At 71.4% G+C, this 19,359-nt stretch carries 15 protein-coding genes; 6 read left to right on the forward strand and 9 right to left on the reverse strand.

Annotated elements, in window-relative coordinates; translation table 11 throughout:
• Positions 1 to 127 precede the first annotated feature (127 nt).
• Positions 128 to 1,408, forward strand: coding sequence for a ribonuclease D (locus AB0472_RS44630; RefSeq protein ID WP_366365292.1), 1,281 nt, complete (start codon positions 128 to 130; stop codon positions 1,406 to 1,408).
• Positions 1,409 to 1,451: 43 nt separating this feature from the next.
• Here AB0472_RS44630 and AB0472_RS44635 read toward each other — a convergent pair whose 3' ends face one another.
• The gene (locus AB0472_RS44635) at positions 1,452 to 2,177 is read right to left on the reverse strand and encodes a TetR/AcrR family transcriptional regulator (RefSeq protein ID WP_366365293.1); all 726 of its coding nucleotides are present in this window, start codon (positions 2,175 to 2,177) and stop codon (positions 1,452 to 1,454) included.
• A gap of 545 nt (positions 2,178 to 2,722) precedes the next feature.
• On the opposite strand from AB0472_RS44635, the gene AB0472_RS44640 reads away from it, so the two are divergent.
• The 4 genes from AB0472_RS44640 (at position 2,723) to AB0472_RS44655 (ending at position 7,368) form a co-directional block, all read left to right on the forward strand.
• Positions 2,723 to 3,679: a hypothetical protein gene (locus tag AB0472_RS44640; protein WP_366365295.1), complete on the forward strand. Its 957-nt coding sequence runs from the start codon at positions 2,723 to 2,725 to the stop codon at positions 3,677 to 3,679.
• Positions 3,680 to 3,689: 10 nt separating this feature from the next.
• Positions 3,690 to 3,905: a hypothetical protein gene (locus AB0472_RS44645; RefSeq protein WP_366365297.1), complete on the forward strand. Its 216-nt coding sequence runs from the start codon at positions 3,690 to 3,692 to the stop codon at positions 3,903 to 3,905.
• Positions 3,906 to 4,024: 119 nt separating this feature from the next.
• Positions 4,025 to 5,242: an acetyl-CoA C-acyltransferase gene (locus AB0472_RS44650; protein WP_366365298.1), complete on the forward strand. Its 1,218-nt coding sequence runs from the start codon at positions 4,025 to 4,027 to the stop codon at positions 5,240 to 5,242.
• Positions 5,239 to 7,368, forward strand: a complete 2,130-nt coding sequence (locus AB0472_RS44655; RefSeq protein ID WP_366365300.1) for a 3-hydroxyacyl-CoA dehydrogenase NAD-binding domain-containing protein — start codon at positions 5,239 to 5,241, stop codon at positions 7,366 to 7,368. Before AB0472_RS44650 ends, AB0472_RS44655 begins: the two co-directional genes overlap by 4 nt.
• Positions 7,369 to 7,446: 78 nt before the next feature.
• On the opposite strand, the gene AB0472_RS44660 is transcribed toward AB0472_RS44655, so the two are convergent.
• Positions 7,447 to 8,463: a hypothetical protein gene (locus AB0472_RS44660; protein WP_366365302.1), complete on the reverse strand. Its 1,017-nt coding sequence runs from the start codon at positions 8,461 to 8,463 to the stop codon at positions 7,447 to 7,449.
• Between the two features lie 64 nt (positions 8,464 to 8,527).
• Between AB0472_RS44660 and AB0472_RS44665 the strand changes: the two genes are divergently transcribed.
• The gene (locus tag AB0472_RS44665; protein WP_366365304.1) at positions 8,528 to 8,899 is read left to right on the forward strand and encodes an NTP pyrophosphohydrolase; all 372 of its coding nucleotides are present in this window, start codon (positions 8,528 to 8,530) and stop codon (positions 8,897 to 8,899) included.
• Between the two features lie 108 nt (positions 8,900 to 9,007).
• On the opposite strand, the gene AB0472_RS44670 is transcribed toward AB0472_RS44665, so the two are convergent.
• The 7 genes from AB0472_RS44670 to AB0472_RS44700 form a co-directional block, all read right to left on the reverse strand.
• Entirely contained in the window at positions 9,008 to 10,456 is a 1,449-nt protein-coding gene (locus AB0472_RS44670; RefSeq protein ID WP_366365306.1) for a glycosyltransferase family 39 protein, read from the reverse strand.
• 72 nt (positions 10,457 to 10,528) lie between these two features.
• Positions 10,529 to 12,025 (reverse strand): amino acid permease, encoded by a 1,497-nt coding sequence (locus tag AB0472_RS44675; protein WP_366365307.1) that lies wholly within the window; start codon positions 12,023 to 12,025, stop codon positions 10,529 to 10,531.
• A gap of 252 nt (positions 12,026 to 12,277) precedes the next feature.
• Positions 12,278 to 14,194 (reverse strand): 1-deoxy-D-xylulose-5-phosphate synthase, encoded by a 1,917-nt coding sequence (gene dxs / locus AB0472_RS44680; protein WP_366365309.1) that lies wholly within the window; start codon positions 14,192 to 14,194, stop codon positions 12,278 to 12,280.
• 263 nt (positions 14,195 to 14,457) lie between these two features.
• Positions 14,458 to 15,786, reverse strand: coding sequence for a sugar ABC transporter permease (locus AB0472_RS44685; protein ID WP_366365317.1), 1,329 nt, complete (start codon positions 15,784 to 15,786; stop codon positions 14,458 to 14,460).
• A gap of 20 nt (positions 15,787 to 15,806) precedes the next feature.
• Positions 15,807 to 16,598, reverse strand: a complete 792-nt coding sequence (locus tag AB0472_RS44690) for an ATP-binding cassette domain-containing protein (RefSeq protein ID WP_366365310.1) — start codon at positions 16,596 to 16,598, stop codon at positions 15,807 to 15,809.
• Between the two features lie 325 nt (positions 16,599 to 16,923).
• The gene (locus tag AB0472_RS44695) at positions 16,924 to 18,015 is read right to left on the reverse strand and encodes a substrate-binding domain-containing protein (RefSeq protein WP_366365311.1); all 1,092 of its coding nucleotides are present in this window, start codon (positions 18,013 to 18,015) and stop codon (positions 16,924 to 16,926) included.
• A 134-nt stretch (positions 18,016 to 18,149) separates the two neighbouring features.
• Entirely contained in the window at positions 18,150 to 19,349 is a 1,200-nt protein-coding gene (locus AB0472_RS44700; protein ID WP_293993554.1) for an ROK family transcriptional regulator, read from the reverse strand.
• Between the last annotated feature and the right edge of the window lie 10 nt (positions 19,350 to 19,359).

Here is a 19,359-nt window from a genome sequence, read left to right on the forward strand (position 1 = left end):
CCCACGCACCACGCCCCCGTTTCGTGCACTTTATTTACCCCCGCCGTTTCTTTTAACCCCCCCCCCGCCGCCGGTCGACGGAACGTTCCGTCGACGGGCGCCGTCCACACACAGATACCCTTGACATGTGACGGACGCCCAAGACACCGCAGCAGACAGTTCACTGCGCACCACCGGGGGCACTCCTCCGGACGACGCCGGATCTTCTGTGACGGGGGCGCCGGTCCCTCTGCTCGAGCCCCGTGAGGGCATTCCGCCGGTGGTCGTGGACGAGACCGCGCTGGCCGGCGTGATCGCCGCCTTCGCCGCGGGCTCCGGGCCCGTCGCCGTCGACGCCGAGCGCGCCTCCGGCTACCGCTACGGCCAGCGCGCCTACCTCGTCCAGCTGCGCCGCGAGGGCGCCGGGACCGCGCTGATCGATCCCGTCGCCTGCCCCGACCTGTCCGGCCTCGGCGAGGCGCTGGCCGGCGTCGAGTGGGTGCTGCACGCGGCCACCCAGGACCTGCCCTGCCTGCGCGAGATAGGCATGACGCCCGGCAGCCTCTTCGACACCGAGCTGGCCGGCCGGCTCGCCGGGTTCCCCCGGGTCGGGCTGGGCGCGATGGTCGAGGGCGTCCTCGGTTTCGTGCTCGAGAAGGGCCACTCCGCCGTCGACTGGTCGACCCGTCCGCTGCCCGAGCCCTGGCTGCGGTACGCGGCGCTGGACGTCGAGCTGCTCGTCGACCTGCGGGACGCCCTGGAGAAGGAGCTGGACCGGCAGGGGAAGCTGGAGTGGGCGCGGCAGGAGTTCGACGCGATCGCGGCGGCGCCGCCGGCCGAACCGCGCAAGGACCCCTGGCGCCGCACGTCGGGAATGCACAAGGTGCGCCGGCGCCGGCAGCTGGCGGTGGTACGGGAGCTGTGGCAGACCCGGGACCGGATCGCGCAGAAGCGGGACGTGTCACCGGGCAAGGTGCTCAGTGACGCGGCGATCGTGGAGGCCGCGCTGGCGCTGCCGGCCAACGTGCACGTCCTCGCGGGGCTGAACGGCTACGGCCACCGGATGGGCCGGCGGCAGCTGGAACAGTGGCAGGCGGCGGTGGACCGCGCCAAGGCGCTGCCGGACCCCGCGCTGCCGCAGCCGGGGCAGCCCGTGACGGGGCCGCCGCCGCCCCGGGCGTGGGCGGACAAGGACCCCGCCGCTGCGGCCCGCCTGTCGGCGGCCCGCGCGGCGGTCTCGGCGCTGGCCGAGCAGCTCACCATGCCGCAGGAGAACCTGATCGCGCCGGACACCGTGCGCCGGCTCTGCTGGGAGCCGCCGCAGGTGGTCGACGCGGACACCGTGGGGGCCGCGCTGGCGGGGTACGGCGCCCGGCCCTGGCAGGTGGAGCAGGTGACACCGGCGCTGGTGGCGGCGCTGTCCGCCTAGCCGGACGGCCGGCGCCCGGCGGCGGTTCCGCCTCCCCCGCCGCTCACTCGCCCCCGGGCTCCTCGGACGGCTCGTCCCGCGGTGGTTGCGGATCCGCCTCGCCGGCCGGGCCCTCGAGGAACTCGGTGTACAGGTGCCTGCCCCGGTGCACGGAGAAGTCGATCTCGGGCAGGAGGTCCGGAACCGCGATCGCGGTCAGCAGGTTGCGGTACATGCGGGAGATCCGCGCCTCGACATGGCGCAGGTGCCGGTCGAGGGTGTTCGAGATGAGCACCACTCCGGCCCAGTTCCCCGCGATCTGACAGGCCTGCTGCTCGGCATCGACGAACGGCTTCAGCTCGCCGCGTCGCCGCGCTTCCGTGAGCTGTCCGGTGTTGAAGGCGATCCAGTCCGGCCACGGCGTCCCGTAGGTCTCCGGCGCATTGCTGTGGAACGACAGCTTCAAAGCGGCCTGAAGGGCGTTCTCGCGGGAGATCCGGTAGGCCAGGATCATTCCGATGTCGACCACTTCCTGGAGCATGATCCGCTGTTCCCGCAGGCCGTCCATGGTCAGCGTGTCGTGCATGATGGCCGTCGCGACTTCGATCTTTCCGCCCGGGAAATGCCGGTAGAAGGCCCCTTTGCTGGTCCGTGCCGCGGTGATGAGGTCGCCGACCGACGTGCCTTCGTAGCTGTTCTGCACGAAAAGCGCGCCGGCGGTGTCGAGAATGCGCTGCCTGGTGTCGATGGCGCGTTGTTGCTGACGTCGCGGCGTGCGCGGGTTGCTCATTCGATCTCGCCTTCGAGGCCCGTCAACGGGTTGATGGCCGAACGGGCGTTGTCCGGGAAAGCTGCGCACGCCCTTCGCGGGCCCCCTCGCGTACGCGCTGATCAGCGTGCAGATAGTACCGCGGGCACCGGACCGGGCGAGAGGTTCACGCCGTCCGCGACCGGCGCTCGCTTGACGTGACCGTGCCCGGGTTCCAGACTGGCGACGATAGAACAGACCGATCGGTCCCTTCTAGCCGGGAGACCGTCACGACAGAGCAGACACTACGCCTCTTCGGCCAGCCGGCCGACCCGGACGATCGTCATCGAGATCTGGCAAGTTGCCCGGTAGGGCAGGGAATCCAGGGCCCGGTCCGCCGGGGCGGGCCGACCCGAGGGGGAAGCAGAGCAGAAGAGACCACTCGGTCCAAACAGGCTCGCCACCACGGGGCCGGGGCCGTCGGCCCAGCCCCGTACGGCAGTGCCCTTTCAGACACTTTCACCGGCCGGGCGGCGGGCCGAACCACGGTCCCGCCCCCGCCGACACCCGCTCGGGAGACCGCCGTCATGACCACCGCCCCCTCCGCCGCCGCGACCGTGTCAGGGGCCGATCCCGCCGCCGGTACCGCGGCGGTGGTCGCGCCGTACGAGGGCGGCGGACCGTCTCCGCGGGTCTTCGCCCGGCACGGCTGGCGGACCGTGGCCGTCCTTCCGGAGCACCGGCTGCGCCCCCCGGCGTACCGGAACGCGACGGCGCCCGCCGGTTACGGCGGCACGGTCGTGCACCGGGGGCTGCGGCAGACGGTCAAGGCGCTGCGGGCGCTCGGGGTGTCGGCCGTCGTCGCGGGCGGGACCGGGGGCATCGAACTGGCCGAGCGGATCGCCTGGCAGCTCGGCCTCCCCGGAGCCGATCCGGTGTCCGCGCCGCTGAGGTACGACCGCGGTGTCCAGGCGGCCCGGCTGGCCCGGCTGGGGATCCCGGCGCCGCGGGGCATCCGTACCGCCTGCCCGGCCGAGGCCGCGGCCTGGGTCCGGTCGTGCCCCGCGGCCGGCTACCTGCTCGCCCCGGCGGCCGCCGGCACCCCGGTCGACGCGGTGGAGTGCGCGGACCAGGGCCGGATCGACACGGCCTGGCCCGCCCTGTGGCACGCGGCCGCCCGGCACTCCGGCAGCCCGCACCTGGTCCTGACCGAACTGCCCGGTTGCCGCCGGTACACGGTCCGCACCGTCACCCGCCCCGGCCCGGACGGACGGCCCGAGCACGTCGTCACCGGGCTCCGGGCCGACCCCCCTGCCGGACCCTGCCCGCCGGGCGGCCCGCCGGCGCAGGCCCTCGGGCGCTACACGGTCCGGGTGCTCGACGCGCTCGGCGTGGTGTGCGGCCCGGCCACCGTCCGGCTGGCGTACGACGACACGGGCGGCCGCGGGCCGCTGCTGGTCTCCGCGCTCGCGGCGCCCGTCATGGCACGGGCCGACGACCGTTCACGACCCGGCGGCCGTCGGGATGTCCACACCACCATCTGAGAGGAGCCCCGTGCTCACGTCATCCGCGCACCGGTCCCGGCCCGCCCGTACCCGGCGGCTGCTCACGGGCAACGCCCGCATCTTCGAGCTGGGCACACCGCGGACCGGGCCGTCCGCGGTGCGGCGCCCCACCGGCCCGGTGCCGCGCGCCGCACGGGTCGGCGGGTCGGATGCGGCTGGTCGCGCCCCTGGCGGGGCGCCGCTGTGCGGGCACCTCGCCGTGTGACCTTCGCCGCTCCCTCCTCCAGGACTGGGCAGTCACGTTACTCATAAGTAGCATGGGGCCTGAGCGCGCGCTCAGCGCATCGCAGCAGTGCCATCCCGCACCCTGGAGGAGAGCCAATCGTGCCTCGTACCGTCAGGGATGTCGTCTTCGTCGACGGCGTCCGTACCCCGTTCGGCAAGGCGGGCCCGAAGGGCATCTACCACGAGACCCGTGCCGACGACCTCGTCGTGAAGGCGATCCGGGAGCTGCTGCGCCGCAACCCCGGTCTGGACACCAAGAAGATCGACGAGGTCGCCGTCGCCGCGACCACGCAGATCGGTGACCAGGGTCTGACCATCGGCCGTACCGCGGGCATCCTCGCGGGCCTGCCGACCTCCGTGCCCGGCTACTCCATCGACCGCATGTGCGCCGGCGCCCTGACCGCCGTCACCACGGTCGCCGGTTCCGTCGCCTTCGGCGCGTACGACGTCGCCATCGCCGGCGGTGTCGAGCACATGGGCCGCCACCCGATGGGTGAGGGCGTCGACCCCAACCCGCGGTTCGTCAGCGAGAAGCTGGTCGACGAGTCCGCGCTGTTCATGGGCATGACCGCCGAGAACCTGCACGACCGCTACCCGCAGATCACCAAGGAGCGCGCGGACGAGTACGCGGTGCGCTCGCAGGAGAAGGCCGCCAAGGCGTACGCCGACGGCAAGATCCAGGCCGACCTGGTGCCGATCTCGGTGCGCCGGACCAACCCGGAGGGCGGCGAGACCGGTTGGGGTCTCGTCACCGCCGACGAGCCGATGCGGCCGGGGACCACCCTGGAGAACCTGTCGGGTCTGAAGACGCCGTTCCGGGTGCACGGCCGGGTCACCGCCGGCAACGCGGCCGGTCTGAACGACGGTGCGACCGCCTCGATCATCGCCTCCGAGGACTTCGCCCGCGAGAACAACCTGCCGGTCAAGATGCGGCTCGTGTCCTACGCCTTCGCGGGTGTGGAGCCCGAGGTCATGGGCTACGGCCCGATCCCGGCCACCGAGAAGGCCCTCGCCCAGGCGGGTCTGTCGATCTCCGACATCGGTCTGTTCGAGATCAACGAGGCCTTCGCCGTGCAGGTGCTGGCCTTCCTGGAGCACTACGGCATCGCGGACGACGACGCGCGCGTCAACCAGTACGGCGGCGCCATCGCCTTCGGCCACCCGCTGGCCTCCTCCGGCGTGCGTCTGATGACGCAGCTGGCCCGCCAGTTCGAGGAGCAGCCGCACGTCCGCTACGGCCTGACCACCATGTGCGTCGGCTTCGGCATGGGCGCGACGGTCGTCTGGGAGAACCCGCACTTCGAGGGGGACAAGTGAGCACCACCGCCGAGCTTCTGAAGCAGGCCTCGGACCTGTTCCCCGACGAGGTCGTGACGTCGGCGCACGTGCGCCACTTCGACCTGCCGTCCGGGGCCGGCCGCTTCGCGCTGATCACCCTGGACAACGGCCTGGACCACACCAAGCCGACCACCTTCGGCCCGGCCTCGCTGGCGAACCTCAACACGGCGATCGACCAGGTGGAGAAGGAGGCGGCCGACGGCACGATCGTCGGCGTCGGCATCACCGGCAAGCCGTTCATCTTCGCGGTCGGCGCCGACCTCAAGGGCGTCGAGCTGCTGAAGAACCACGAGGACGCGCTCGCCATCGGCAAGGGCGGCCACGAGGTCTTCAAGCGCCTCTCGGGCCTCGCGGTACCGACCTTCGCCTACTACAACGGTGCCGCCATGGGCGGTGGCGTCGAGGTCGGTCTGCACTGCACGTACCGGACCGTCTCCAAGGCCATCCCGGCCTTCTCCCTGCCCGAGGTCTTCCTCGGTCTGGTCCCGGGCTGGGGCGGCTGCGCGTTGCTGCCGAACCTGATCGGCGCCGACAAGGCCGTCTCGGTCATCATCGAGAACAGCCTGAACCAGAACAAGCAGCTCAAGGGCGAGCAGGTCTTCGACCTCGGCATCGCCGACGCGCTCTTCGAGGGCGCCGACTTCCTGGAGCAGTCGCTGATCTGGACGGCGTCCGTGCTCAAGGGCGACATCGAGGTCGAGCGTCCCGTGATCGACCGCGGCGAGGCCTGGGACCAGGCCGTCGCACGCGGCCGCTTCATCGCGGACGCCAAGGTGCACGGCGCCGCCCCGGCCGCCTACCGCGCCCTGGACATCATCGCGGCCGCCAGGAGCGGCGACCTCCAGCAGGGCTACGACGCCGAGGACAAGGCGCTCGCCGACCTGATCATGGGCGGTGAACTGCGCGCCGGCATCTACGCGTTCAACCTGGTGCAGAAGCGCGGCAAGCGTCCGGCGGGTGCGCCGGACAAGAACCTGGCGCGTCCGGTCACCAAGGTCGGTGTCGTCGGCGCCGGTCTGATGGCCTCCCAGCTCGCGCTGCTCTTCCTGCGCCGCCTGGAGGTGCCGGTCGTGCTGACCGACATCGACCAGGAGCGCGTCGACAAGGGTGTGGGCTACGTCCACGCCGAGATCGACAAGCTGCTCGGCAAGGGCCGCATCAACCAGGACAAGGCCAACCGCCTCAAGGCGCTGGTCACCGGTGTACTGGACAAGGCCGAGGGCTTCTCCGACGCGGACTTCGTCATCGAAGCGGTCTTCGAGGAGATCGGCGTCAAGCAGCAGGTGTTCGCGGAGGTCGAGGCGGTCGCCCCGGCGCACGCGATCCTGGCGACCAACACCTCCTCCCTCTCGGTGACGGAGATGGCGTCGAAGCTCAAGAACCCCGAGCGGGTCGTGGGCTTCCACTTCTTCAACCCGGTCGCGATCCTCCCGCTCCTGGAGATCGTGCGCGGCGAGCAGACCGACGACGCCTCCCTGGCCACCGCGTTCGCCGTCGCCAAGAAGCTGAAGAAGACCGCGGTGTTGGTGAAGGACGCCCCGGCGTTCGTCGTCAACCGCATCCTGACCCGCTTCATGGGCGAGATCCAGAACGTCATCGACGAGGGCACCCCGGTCGAGGTCGCGGAGAAGGCGGTGGAGCCGCTGGGCCTGCCGATGTCCCCCCTCGTCCTCCTGGAGCTGGTCGGTCCCGCCATCGGCCTGCACGTCTCGGAGACCCTCAACCGGGCCTTCCCGGAGCGCTTCACGGTCTCCCCGAACCTCGCGGCCGTCGTCAAGGCGGGCAAGCGCGGCTTCTACGTGTACGACAGCGGGAAGCCGGAGCTGGACCCCGAGGTCGCCGCGCTGCTCCAGCAGGGCGACGTGGTCCTCACCGAGGAGCAGGTCCGTGACCGCGTCCTGGACGCCGTCGCCCAGGAGATCGGGCTGATGCTCGACGAGGGTGTCGTCGCCGAGGCGCAGGACGTCGACCTCTGCCTGATCACGGGCGCCGGCTGGCCCTTCCACCTGGGCGGCCTCACGCCGTACCTGGACCGCGAGGGCGTCTCCGAGCGCGTGAACGGCAAGAAGTTCCTGGCCCCGGGCGTGGCTTCGGTCCCGGCGTAACGGCCGCGGCAGAGTGAGCAGGGCCCTCCGCACGGTGCGGAGGGCCCTGTTCCCTGTGCGGTGTGTGCGGTACGCCGGTCAGATCTCGCGCCAGGCCTCGAGGGCCAGCCCCGGTTCGTCCTTGCGGCCGGTGAGGAGGAGCCGTCCGGTGGACGGGGACAGGCTCGCCGCGGTCACCCGGCCCTGTGCGTCCGTGGCCAGGGCGACCCCGGCGTCGGCCGGGAGCTGCGGTCCCGACTCGGTCCACCAGGCGCCGGCCCGCTCGTCCTGGGTCGGATAGGCGGCGAAGGCCACCCGGCCGCTCGCCGAGCGCTGGGCGAGCAGGGTGCAGTCGTACCCGTCGAGTTCGCAGCGGACCGCGGCGACCGGGCCCGGCCCGGCGGAGGGCAGCAGGGCGAGCGGCTTGCCGCCGGGCCGCCAGGCGCACAGCTCGCCGGACTCGTCGGTGTAGTAGAGCGTCGTGCTCCCGGCCGAGGTGGCGAGGGCGGTGAGGGTGCCCGGCCGCACCGGGGCCTCCAGCGCCTCCAGTTGCACGGGCGGCTTTCCGGGCTCCTCCTGGCGCCAGTACACGATCCCGCCGGGCACGGCCGCGTACACCTCGACGCACCCCGACTCGCCGGTCACCGCGGCGAGCCCGTCCTCGACCAGCCGTCCCTTCAGGTCCCGCCAGGGCTCCCAGCCGCCCTTCTCCTTCTGGGCGACCATGCTCAGCCCGCGCCCCTGGTTGCGGACGAAGACGTGAGCGCGGCCCGCCGCGTCCACGGCGACCGCCGGGGCTCCGGTCACCTCCCCCTTCCTGGCCGGGTGGCCGATCGACTGCCAGTCCATGGCGGCCAGATGCGGCCGGAAGTGGGTGGAGTGGACGAGCCCCGACTCGCCCTTCACGGTGGGCCGCCAGGCGACCAGATGGGCGTATCCGTCAACGCCCTGTCCCACCGCGAACCCGGGACGCAGGCGCTGCTCGCCGCCGACTTTCCGGGGCCCGCCCCAGGGTGCGCCGGGTCCGCGTTCCGCCCGGCACAGCACCGCGTCGCCGGACGGCAGATAGACACTGAGCCGGCCGTCACGGCCGCGGAGGAGCCAGTCGCCGTTCACCGCTTCACTCTAAGCGGGGCCGTTCGGAGCAGTGGGGCGGCCCCGGGCGTGCGAGGCTTGGGGCATGGAAGACGAAGCTCCCCTGCTCGTGATCGTCGACGGCGCCAACGTCGTCGGGTCGCGGCCGGACGGCTGGTGGCGGGACCGCAGGGGAGCCGCCGAACGGCTCCGCGACCGGCTGGCCGAGCGGGGGCTGCCCGGCCGCCCGACGCCGGTGGAGCTGGTGCTCGTCGTCGAGGGCGCCGCCCGCGGGGTGGCGTCGGTGCCCGGCGTACGGGTGGAGTCGGCACCCGGCAGCGGCGACGACCGGATCGTGGAGCTCGCCGCCGAGGACCGCGGCCGGCCCCGGCTGGTCGTCACCGCCGACCGTGAACTGCGGAGCCGGGTGACCGAGTTGGGCGCCGAGGTGATCGGGCCGAGCGCGCTGCTGCACTGAGCGCTCCGCTCGTCGGGCGGTTCGTTCACCACGGGCCGGCGGGGGCGTGGTCACGCGGTTCCTCCCCGGCCTTCGGCCGGGGGTACCCCCGGCGCCCCTGCAGGGCGCCTACCCTCCCGGAGCCCTTACGTACAGCACCGCGCCGTCGACCTCGCCCGCCTGTTCGTAGCCGGCCGCGAGCAGTCTGCGCAGGGCCGGGACGCGGTCGGGGCCGTAGGGTTTGCCGCGGGAGTCGTCGATCACCAGGGACGGTGCGCGGGCGGCCAGTTCCGCGCGGAAGACGGGCCAGGTGCCCGCGACGGCGTACTTCTCGCCGACCTGCGGGCCGTCCCGGCCGCCGCTGAAGTTGGTGAGGAGGCCGGCGGTCAGGTAACGGGTGGCGGGGGTGCGGTCGGCGAGCCAGTACGTCTCCGGGTGTATGCCCCAGACCAGGACCCGGTCGCCGGGCGCGGTACGGCGGTCGAGGGCGAGCGCCAGCCGCTGTGCGTGCGCGAGTTCGGGGCGGGGGGCGAGGACGCCCCAGGTCAGGAAGAGGGTGCAGGCGCAGGCCGAGGCGAGAACGGCGGCCGAGGTCCGTTCCCGCGGCAGGACCTGCAGCGCGGCCGTGGCCAACAGGGCCAGGGGCGGGGTGAGTTGCAGGAAGTAGTGGCCGAAGAAGTGGAAGCCGAGGGTGACGGCGGCGGCCGACGCGGCGAGCCACAGCCACAGGTCTGCGGCGCCGGTACGGGTGATGCGCAGGGCCCGTGCGATGGGCGGGAGCAGGCCGGCCGAGGCCGCGCCGAGGATCGCGGTGTTGGTCAGCGCCCGTGCCAGCACGTGGAGTTCGGAGCCGGTGAAGGAGGCGTAGGCGCCGGAGCCGGTGACCGTCCAGAAGGCGAAGCCCGCCGGGTCGGTGGCCAGGGCAGCGCCCAGCACGGGCAGGGCGGCGCCGGCCGCCAGCCGGAGCAGGCCGGCGCGCGGGCCGCCGTACCGGTGGAGGAGGTAGAGCACCGGCAGCAGGACCGCCCCGCCGGTCTGCTTGGTGAGGAAGGCGCAGGCGACGGCGGCCCCGGCCGCTGCCCAGCGGCGCCGGTCGGCGCACCACATCGCGGCGGCCGTGCAGGGCAGCATGAACACCTCGAAGGTGGCCGCCTGCGCGTCCTCGGGGTTGAGCCCGACCGAGACCAGCAGGTACAGCGCCCCGGCGGTACGACCCGCGCGGTCGCCCCAGCGCCGCCGGGCGATGGACGCGAGCAGGCCCGCGGTGGCCAGCTGGGCCAGTACGGCGAGGACCCGGACCGGGGTGAGCGACCCGGACCCGAAGACCGCGAACGTCCCCTCGTACAGCCACGGCAGCAGCGGCGGCTTGCGGTCCACGACCGTCTCGTAGAGGTGCCCGCCGCCTGCCAGCATGCGTGCCTGGACGGCGAGATAGCCCTCGTCCGGGTTCCAGAGCGGACGGCGGAAGGACGGCACCCGGGTCGCGCAGGCCAGCACGGCGAGCAGGGGCAGCAGCCGCGTCCAGTACCCCTTCCCTGCGACTGCGGACCGTGGCGGGGCGTGGGGCGCGAGAAGCATGGGGAGCACGCTATCCGGCCCCGCAGTCCCATCAGGACGGGACATACGGGGCCGGGGTGCCGGGACTGCCGGTCACGGAGCGTCGGCGGGGGCCCGTTCGGCCTGGGCGAGGCGGCTGTGCGTACGGCCGTAGAAGAAGTAGACGACGAAGCCGATGACCATCCAGATGGCGAACCGCAGCCAGGTCTCGGCGGGCAGGTTGAGCATCAGCCACAGCGAGGCCAGCACGGACAGGACCGGCAGCACCGGCACCCAGGGGGTGCGGAAGGACCGCTCCAGGTCGGGCCGGGTGTTGCGCAGGATGACCACGCTGATCGCGACGACGATGAAGGCGAAGAGCGTGCCGATGTTCACGAGTTCGGCGAGTTCGCTGAGACTGGTGAAGCCGGCGACGATCGCGATGACGACGCCGAGCAGGATGGTCGGGCGGTACGGGGTGCGGAACTTCGGGTGGGTGTGCGAGAAGAAGCGGGGCAGCAGGCCGTCCCGGCTCATCGCGAAGAACACCCGGGACTGGCCGAGCAGCAGGATCATGCAGACGGTGGTCAGGCCGACGGCGGCGCCGAAGCTGATCAGGCCGGCGAACCAGGGGTGCCCGGTGGCCTTGAAGGCGTCGGCGAGCGGGGCGTCCACGGACAGGTCGCTGTACTTCTGCATGCCGGTCACCACGACGGCCACGGCGACGTAGAGGGCGGTGCAGATGATGAGGGAGCCGATGATGCCGCGCGGGACGTCGCGCTGGGGGTTGCGGGTCTCCTCGGCGGCGGTGGCGACGACGTCGAAGCCGATGAAGGCGAAGAAGACGACGGAGGCGGCGGTGAAGATGCCCATCACGCCGAAGTTGGACGGCGCCCAGCCGAACATGAGCTGAATGAGCGGCGCCTTGAGGTTGCCGCCGGCCGGCACGGCCTCCTTCGGCGGCACGAAGGGGCTGTAGTTGCCGCTGTGGATGAAGAAGGCGCCCGCGATGATGACGACCAGGACGACGGCCACCTTGACGGCGACGACGACCGAGGTGACCCGCGCGGAGAGCTTCATGCCGACGACGAGGATCGCGGTGAGCACGAGGACCAGGGCGGCCGCGAGGATGTCGAAGCCGAAGCCGTGGGCGCCGTCGCGGCCGCTGAGGTACTCGGGCAGGTGCCAGCCGGCGTTGTCGAGCAGCGAGTGGATGTACCCCGACCAGCCGACGGCGACCACCGCCGTGCCCAGCGCCAGTTCGAGGACCAGGTCCCAGCCGATGATCCACGCGGGGAACTCGCCGAGGGAGGCGTACGAGAAGGTGTACGCGGAGCCGGCCACCGGGACGGTGGAGGCGAACTCGGCGTAGCAGAGTGCGGCGAGGCCGCACACGACGCCGGCCACGACGAAGGACAGGGCCACCGCGGGCCCTGCGGTGTTCTTGGCGGCTGTGCCGGTCAGGACGAAGATGCCGGTGCCGATGATCACACCCACGCCGAAGACCGTGAGGTCCAGGGCCGAGAGCGACTTCCTGAGCGCGTGCTCCGGTTCCTCGGTGTCCCTGAGGGACTGTTCGACGTTCTTGGTCCTGAAGAGGCTGCTGCTCACGTGCCTACCTCCCACGTTTGTCGTCCTCGACATGATCGAGAGGGCCGGGGGTGCGTATGCCCCGGCAAGGGCAGGTTCACGCAGATGGGTCGGTCCCGCCACCGGAGAGGTGAGCGGGACCGACCCATCGGGGTGGTTCGGGATGCGCCGGGGGGCGGGTGCGTGGGAGCTGGTCGCGCAGTTCCTCCCCCAGCCTTCGGCCGGGGGGACCCCCAGCGCCCTTCAGGGGCGCTCCGGCCGGGGCGGCTCTGCTCAGTCCCTCGCCGGTTCCACCGAGCTGACGTCCGCCGGCTGGCCGTCCAGCTTCGCGACCAGACCGGTGACCTGGCGGGCGATGTCCGGGGCCGTCAGGCCGATCTCCGCCATGACCTCGGCTCGCGTGGCGTGGTCGAGGAAGCGGGGCGGGATGCCGAAGTCGCGGAGGGGGACGTCGACGCCCGCGTCGCGCAGGGCCTGGGCGATGGTGGAGCCGACGCCGCCGACGCGGCTGTTGTCCTCGACCGTGACGACGACCCGGTGGCGCTCGGCCAGCGGGGCCATGGCCTCGTCGACCGGCTTGACCCAGCGCGGGTCGATCACGGTCGTCGAGATGCCCTGCCTGTCGAGGAGGCCGGCGATCTCCAGGCACATGGGGGCGAGGGCGCCCACGGAGACCAGGAGCACGTCCGGGGTGTCGGTGCCGGGCTCGCGCAGCACGTCCATGCCGCCGACCCTGCCGACGGCGGCGACGGCGGGGCCGACCGCGCCCTTGGAGAAGCGGACGACCGTCGGGGCGTCGTCGACCTGGACGGCCTCGCGGAGCTGGGCGCGGACCTGGTCGGCGTCGCGCGGGGCGGCGAGCCGGAGGCCGGGGACGACCTGGAGGATCGACATGTCCCACATGCCGTTGTGGGAGGCGCCGTCGGTGCCGGTGACGCCGGCCCGGTCCAGGACGAAGGTCACCCCGCACCGGTGCAGGGCCACGTCCATCAGCACCTGGTCGAAGGCGCGGTTGAGGAAGGTGGCGTACACGGCGAAGACGGGGTGCAGGCCGGTCGTGGCAAGGCCCGCCGCGGAGACGGCGCCGTGCTGCTCGGCGATGCCGACGTCGTAGATGCGGTCGGGGAAGGTGTCGGCGAACTTCTTCAGGCCGACCGGCTGGAGCATGGCCGCCGTGATGGCGACGATGTCCGCGCGCTCCTCGCCGAGCTTGACCATCTCGTCGCCGAAGACGGAGGTCCAGTCGGCGCCGGACGCCTTGACCGGCAGGCCGGTGTCGGGGTGGATGGGGCCGATGCCGTGGAAGCGGTCGGCCTCGTCCTGGAGGGCGGGCTGGTAGCCGCGGCCCTTCTCGGTGAGGCAGTGCACGATCACCGGACCGCCGAACCGCTTGGCCCGGGCCAGCGCCGACTCCAGGGCCTCGATGTCGTGGCCGTCGATCGGGCCGACGTACTTGAGGCCCAGGTCCTCGAACATGCCCTGCGGGGCGATGAAGTCCTTCAGCCCCTTCTTGGCGCCGTGCAGGGTGTCGAAGAGGGGCTTGCCGACGACCGGGGTGCGCTCCAGCAGGTCCTTGCCGCGGGCCAGGAACCGCTCGTACCCGTCCGTGGTGCGCAGGGTCGCGAGGTGGTTGGCGAGGCCGCCGATGGTCGGGGAGTACGACCGCTCGTTGTCGTTGACGACGATGACCAGCGGACGGTCCTTGGACTCGGCGATGTTGTTGAGCGCCTCCCAGGCCATGCCGCCGGTGAGGGCGCCGTCACCGATCACGGCGACGACGTGGCTGTCGTTCTCCAGCAGCTGGTTGCCCTTGGCGATGCCGTCGGCCCAGCCGAGGACCGTGGAGGCGTGGCTGTTCTCGATGACGTCGTGCTCGGACTCGGCCCGCGAGGGGTAGCCGGACAGGCCGCCCTTCTGCTTCAGCTTCGCGAAGTCCTGCCGGCCGGTGAGGAGCTTGTGCACGTAGGACTGGTGGCCGGTGTCCCACAGCACCTTGTCCTTCGGGGAGTCGAAGACGCGGTGCAGGGCGATGGTGAGCTCGACCACGCCCAGGTTGGGACCGAGGTGTCCGCCGGTCTTGGAGACCGCCTCCACGAGGAAGCCCCGGATCTCCTCTGCAAGCTGGAGCAGCTCCTCGGGGCTGAGCCGGTCCAGATCGCGCGGTCCCCTGATACGGGTCAGCAGCGGCACCCGTGCCTCCTTGCAGTAGAGCTGATCGAGCTGTTGCCGGGCTCGTCGAGTCTAATGTTCCGCCTGGGCGGAACGACTCCGGCCCCTGGGTCATGGGTCACGCGATCGGCTGTACCCATCATGAGCCCCACCTATGACACGACTGTGCCCGGCACTGTCCAGTGCCGGGCACAGTCGGAAACCCAAGGGCGCTGGGGGAACTGCGCGACCAGCCACGACGGCGAGTCGGCTGCAGTGCCACCGCACCCCGAGGGCGCTCGGCGTCAGCCGCGGCCGGCCGCCTTCTGGCTCTTGCGGGAGACGGAGTCGATGACGACCGCACCCAGCAGAACGCCACCGGTGATCATGTACTGGATCGACGTGTTCATGTTGAGCAGGTCGAGGCCGGTCTGGATGGACTGGATGACCAGCATGCCCAGGAGCGCGGACCAGACGGTGCCGCGGCCACCGAACAGCGACGTACCACCGATGACGGCCGCCGCGATGGCGAGCATCAGCGTGTTGCCGCCACCGGCGTTGAGCGTCGCGCTCGCCGTCTGGCCGGCGAAGAACATGCCGCCGATCGCCGCGAAGCCGCCGGAGATCGCGAACACGGTGATGCGGACCATCGGCACGCTGATACCGGCACGGCGGGCCGCCTCGATGCCGCCGCCGACCGCGAAGACCTTGCGGCCGTAGGTGGTACGGCGCAGCACGAAGTCGACGATGACCAGCGACGCGAGGAAGATCACCAGCGCGTTGGAGACACCGGCCGCGTTGTTCAGCACCGCCGCCGCCACGAAGGACGCGACCGCGAGCAGGGCGACGCGGATCAGGATCTCGCTGGTGGGCCGGAACGGCACACCGGCCGCACGGCGCCGGCGCTGCTCGTTGAACTGGCCCACGGCCGAGAGCACGACACCGAGGCCGGCCAGCAGGTAGGCACCGATGATGGCCTGGTCCATGAAGAAGGAGCTCTGGCCGAGGAGGTTCACCGGGCCGCTGTCGGCCGGGATGTTGATCGTGCCGCTGGAGCCCAGCAGCCACAGCATCAGGCCGTTCCAGCCGAGGAAGCCGGCCAGGGTGACCACGAACGCGGGTACGCCGATCTTGGCGAAGAACCAGCCGTGCAGCGCACCGATACCGATACCGGTGACGATCGTGAGGATCAGGGCCAGCCACTGGTTCATCCCGTGGTTGACCACGAAGACGGCGAACACCGTGGAGGCCAGACCGCTCACCGAGCCGACGGACAGGTCGATCTCGCCGAGCAGCAGCACGAACACCAGGCCGATGGCGAGCATGCCGGTGGCCGAGAGGAAGTAGCTGATGTTGGAGAGGTTGTCCGCGCTGAGGAACAGGCTGTTCTTCACCTGGAAGATGGTCCAGATGATGATCAGGCCGACGACCACCGGCAGCGAGCCCAGCTCGCCGCCCTTCACCCGGCGGGTGAACTCCGTGAGGTACCCCTTGAAGCCCTCCTCACGGACCAGCAGCCGCGGGTCGACGACCGTGACCGGCGCTGCCGTCGGGTCGTCGGCGGGGGCAACCGTGGTCGGGGCCGCGGCCGCCGCCTCGGTCTTGCCGAGCTCGGGCGACTCGTCGCCCTGCACGGTCTTGTTCGACGTCTCGCTCACTTTGCCGCCTCCGTGGTGCGTCGCTCGGAACGACGGGTCACGGCGTTGTCCGTGGCGCCCGTGATCGCGGCGATGATCTCTTCCTGGCTGGTGCTCTTCACGGAGAAGAAACCGTTGTTCTTGCCCAGTCGCAGCACGGCGACGGTGTCCGCGACCGCCTTGACGTCGGCCATGTTGTGGCTGATGAGGATGACGGCGAGGTTGCGCTCGCGCAGCCGCTCGACCAGGTCGAGGACCTGCGCCGTCTGCTCCACACCGAGGGCGGCGGTGGGCTCGTCGAGGATGACGACCTTGGGGTCGCCGATCAGGGCGCGGGCGATCGCCACGACCTGGCGCTGGCCACCGGAGAGGCTGGCGATCGGGATGCGCACGCTCGGGATGCGGATGGAGAGCGTGCTCAGCAGCTCGCGGGCCTGCTTCTCCATCGTGACCTCGTCGATGACGCCGCGGTGCAGCAGCTCACGGCCGAGGAAGAGGTTGCCCACCACGTCGAGGTTGTCGCAGAGCGCGAGGTCCTGGTAGACGGTCGCGACACCCAGTCCCTGGGCGTCGTGCGGCTTGTTGATGCTGACGGAGTTGCCCTCCCACTCGATGACGCCCTCATCGATGGGATGCACACCCGCGATCGTCTTGACCAGGGTCGACTTTCCTGCGCCGTTGTCGCCCACCAGGGCGACCACTTCTCCGGCGTGGACCTCCAGATCGACTTCGGTGAGTGCCTGGACCGCACCGAATCGCTTGGAGACTCCGCGCAACGCCAGCACGGGCGTAGCGGACACGTGAACCATCTCCTTCGCCGCCTGACCGGCGGGGATGCCGCGCTTGGTGATCAGGCGCGGAGGGTCGTGCGGTACCCCGGGCTGTAGTCGGGGAACGCACGCGGTTTACAAGATGAACATGCGCGAATCCGCTGCGCTTGGCAACGGGTCCGTCCGACGCCCGCTCCGGCAGCGGGGTTTGAAGGCCGGAGCGGGCGTCGGAGGGGTTTCGCGAGACCGCCGGACGGCCGGGGCACCTTGCGGAAGGGCCGGCGTGTCGGGCGGCCGGGGCCCGGGTGTCGTACTGCGATCACCCGGGCGCTGGCGGCCGGAGCCTCAGGGCTCCAGGACGGGACTACTGGAGGCCGGCGGCCTTGCAGGCCTTGGCGAACTCGCTGGTGCAGATGTCCGAGACGGTGTACAGACCGTCCTTGATCACCGTGTCCTTGATGTTGGCCTTGGTGACCGACACCGGGACGAGCAGCTGCGAGGGCACCTTGTCGCCGGAGCCGCTGGTCTGCGTGCTGGTGGCGAGCGAGGTGATGCTCTTGCCCTGCAGCAGGTCCACGGCGATGGTGGCGGCGGCGTCGGCCTCCGGCTTGAACGCCTTGTAGACGGTGGAGGACTGGGTGCCGGCGACGATGCGCTGGATGCCCGCGAGCTCCGCGTCCTGGCCGGTCAGCGGGATGCCGCTGATGCCGGCGCCCTTGAGGGTGGTGGCGATGCCACCGGCCATGCCGTCGTTGGCGGAGTAGACGCCCGCGATGTTCTTGGCACCGAGCTGGGTGATGGCCGCCTTCATCTTCTGCGCGGCGACGGTGTCCTTCCACAGGCCGGACTGCTCGTAGGCGATGTCGACCTTGCCGTCGAGGGCCTTGTGGGCACCCTGCTTGAACTGGCCGGCGTTCGGGTCGGCGTCGTCACCGTTGATCATGACGATCTTCGACTTCGTGGTCGCCTTGGAGCCGAGCGCGTCGAGCAGGGCCTGGCCCTGGAGCTCGCCGACCTTGACGTTGTCGAAGGAGACGTAGGCCGAGACCTTGCCCTGGGCGAGGCGGTCGTACGCGACGACCTTGACACCCTTGGCCACCGCGGCGTCGATGGAGGACTTGATGGCCGCAGAGTCCTGGGCCGAGATCACGATGACCTTGACGCCCTTGGTCACCATGGTGCTGACCTGCTGGGCCTGCTTGGCGGCGTCACCGGCGGCGTTCGCGTAGTCGACGGTGCAGTCGGCACACAGCGACTTGACCTGCGCCTCGAAGTACGGGTGGTCGAACTTCTCGTAGCGCGCGGTCACGCTGTCGGGGAGCAGCAGGCCGATGGTCTTGCCACCGGAGGAGCTGCTGCTGCTCGAGTCGCTCTTCTTGTCGTCGCCGGCCTTGCCACAGGCGGCGACGGACAGCGCCATGGAAACCGCGGCGGTGCCGATCACGACTCTACGCATCGTTGCGTTCATTTGGGGGTGCCTCCCTGACAGGGCCGCAACGCTGCGGCCGAGGTGGCTCGAAGTCAACTCGGCCGCAAGTTCGACGTCAAGAAGTAAATACTTAACGAGATGGCAACGGCGCCATGCGTTCTCTAAGTGAAGACAGGTGCAACGGCAGGTACAGAGCCGTCCAAAAGGGTCGAATCACCCATCTCACTGAGCGCGAGAGCGAGCGCCCCGAGCACCTCGGCGCGGCCGCCGAGGGCCCCTGGCAGCACCGAGAGCTGGCGTGCGGCGCTGGGGATCGCATAGCGCCCCACGGACTCTCTGATGGGCCCCAGGACCAGCTCACCGGCCTCGGCGAGGTCGCCGCCGAGGACCACCCGGCTCGGGTTCAGCAGGTTGCAGAGATTGGCCACTCCGCTGCCGATGTGGCGGCCGACGTCGCCGATCACGCGACGGCAGCCCGGGTCGCCGTCCCGGGCCAGCCGTACGACGCCCTCCATGGTCAGGTCGGGGCCGTGACCGGGCTGGAGCAGCGGCAGCACGTAGCGGGCCGCCGCGAAGGTCTCCAGGCAGCCGCGGTTGCCGCAGCGGCAGACCGGGCCGGACTCGTCGAGTGTGATGTGTCCTATTTCGCCGGCCGTGCCGCCGGGACCCCGGTAGATCTTCCCGTTGATCACGAGACCGGCACCGACACCGCTCGCGACCTTGATGTACGCGAGGTCGCGGACGCCCTTGCCGCTGCCCCAGACCAGTTCGCCGAGGGCGCCGAGGTTGGCGTCGTTGTCGACGTGCACGGGGACGCCGAGGCGGAGCCGGAGCTCCTCCGCGGGTCTCGCGCCGATCCAGCCGGGCAGGATGGCGCTGGAGCCGAGGGTGCCGGACTCGACGTCGATCGGGCCGGGGACGCCGACACCCACGCCGGCGATCTTCGAGCGGTCCACGCCGGTCGCCGCGATCAGGCGGTTGACCAGCTCCTCCGCCCTGTCGAAGCCCTGGCTGGACGACGCGTCCACGTCGAGCGGCTCGGACTCCTCGGCCAGCACCTGGTGGGCGAGGTTCCCGATCGCGACGCGCAGATGGGTGTGGCCGAAGTCGACGCCTATGACGATCCCGGCGTCACCGCTCAGGCTCACGCTGCGGGCCCTGCGGCCGCCCGCCGACGTGGGCGTGACCTCGACGGTTCCGCCGTCCTTGAGCTCGCGCACGATGTTGGAGACCGTTGCGGCCGACAGGCCGGTCGTGCGCGCGATCTCCGCCTGCGTGAGCGATCCGGCCAGACGTACGGCCCGTACGACACGTTCCAGGTTGGCTCGGTGCAGCGACGACTGCGACCCCGGAGTCTCCATCGACCCATCC

It is taken from the genome of Streptomyces sp. NPDC086777 (genome assembly GCF_040702065.1).
In the GTDB taxonomy this organism is placed as follows: Bacteria; Actinomycetota; Actinomycetes; order Streptomycetales; family Streptomycetaceae; genus Streptomyces.